The organism is Nonomuraea zeae, assembly GCF_005889725.1.
Classification (GTDB): Bacteria; Actinomycetota; Actinomycetes; order Streptosporangiales; family Streptosporangiaceae; genus Nonomuraea; species Nonomuraea zeae.
Map to the genome: position 1 here is coordinate 1 of NZ_VCKX01000662.1, position 1,516 is coordinate 1,516.

Annotated in this window: 2 protein-coding genes; one reads left to right on the forward strand and one right to left on the reverse strand. The window is 67.3% G+C overall.

Annotated elements, in window-relative coordinates; translation table 11 throughout:
* Positions 1 to 820 (reverse strand): LysR substrate-binding domain-containing protein (locus ETD85_RS62200; protein ID WP_138699082.1); only part of this gene is annotated, 820 nt, incomplete at its 3' end.
* A 91-nt stretch (positions 821 to 911) separates the two neighbouring features.
* On the opposite strand from ETD85_RS62200, the gene ETD85_RS62205 reads away from it, so the two are divergent.
* Positions 912 to 1,466, forward strand: coding sequence for a peroxiredoxin (locus ETD85_RS62205; protein ID WP_138699083.1), 555 nt, complete (start codon positions 912 to 914; stop codon positions 1,464 to 1,466).
* Positions 1,467 to 1,516 lie beyond the last annotated feature (50 nt).

The window sequence follows — 1,516 nt, forward strand, 5'->3', positions numbered from 1 at the left end:
GGGATAGGTGATAGGGGGAGACACCGGCGTCAGGTCCGGCACCGGAGTCGGCACCGGAGTCGGCACCGGGGTCGGTTCCGGTACCGGAACCGGCATGGGCGTCGGCGTCGACCCAAGGACCGCTGTCGGCACGAGAACCGGTGTCGGCGAGGTTGGCGGCGTCGGCTGCGCGGAACACCTCGACCACCTGTTCCCGCAGGCAGTGCCCCTGATCAAGCAGGACCACGTCCACACCCCTGAGCGCGTCGAGCTGCAGCAGCGGCGAGGAGTCCTCGGCCAGGGGATGATCGTGGGGGAGCGCCAGCACCAGATCCTCCTCGTAGAGCGGCAGCTCCACCAGATCGCCGGCCTCCGCGGGCAGCGAGATCAGGGCCAGGTCCAGCCGGCCCGCGCGTACCTCCTCCAGGAGAACCCCGGTCATGGCCTCCTGGACGACCGGTTTCCGCTGCGGGAAACGCTGAGCGAACACGGGCAGGAGCGCAGGCAGCACGTACGGCGCCACGGTCGGGATCACGCCCAGACGGACGGGCCCGCCGAAGGGCTCCTGAGCCACCGCCCCCACCAGATCCTCGACCGCGACGAGCACCCGCCGCGCGTGCTCGGCGACGCGCTCTCCCGCCGGAGTGAGCAACACCTTCCGAGTGGTCCGCTCCAGGAGCCGCGCATGGAGCAACTCCTCCAATGACGCGATATTTCCGGACAAGGTGGGCTGGCTCATCCCCAGTGTCGCCGCCGCCTCCCTGAAGTGCAATTGCTCGGCTACAGCGAGGAATGAGCGCAGCTGAGCTAGGCTTGGCCTGGGCTCACTGATAGGAATCACCTCTCAAATCCAGCCAATCACCCGCCATCTCCAATCAATGGTAAGCGCCAGCCCCAATGGGCCCGAACCACTCTCGGAAGGAGAAAAGGACTTGCTCACCGTCGGTGACCACTTCCCCGAATACGAGCTCACGGCCTGCGTCGGCCTCGACCCCGACAAGGCGTTCGCCGAGATCGACCACAAGACCTATGAGGGCAAGTGGCGTGTCGTGTTCTTCTGGCCGAAGGACTTCACGTTCGTGTGCCCGACCGAGATCGCCGAGTTCGGCCGGCTCAACGGTGAGTTCGCCGACCGCGACGCGCAGGTGCTGGGCGTCTCCGTCGACTCCGAATACGTCCACCACGCCTGGCGCAAGCACCACGACGACCTGCGCGAGCTGCCCTATCCGATGCTGAGCGACATCAAGCGGGAGCTGTCGGCGGCCTGCGGCGTGCTCGGCCGGGACGGGGTCGCACAGCGCGCCACGTTCATCGTGGACCAGAACAACGAGATCCGATTCTCGATGGTGACCGCCGGCTCTGTGGGCCGCAACGTGACGGAAGTGCTGCGCGTCCTCGACGCCCTGCAGTCCGAGGAGTTGTGTCCCTGTAACTGGAACAGGGGCGAGTCCGGCCTCGACGCGGAGCAACTGCTCGCCCAGCAGTGACCATCGACGACCTCAAGGGCGGCACGCTCCGGCTGAGCCCACCGCCCACC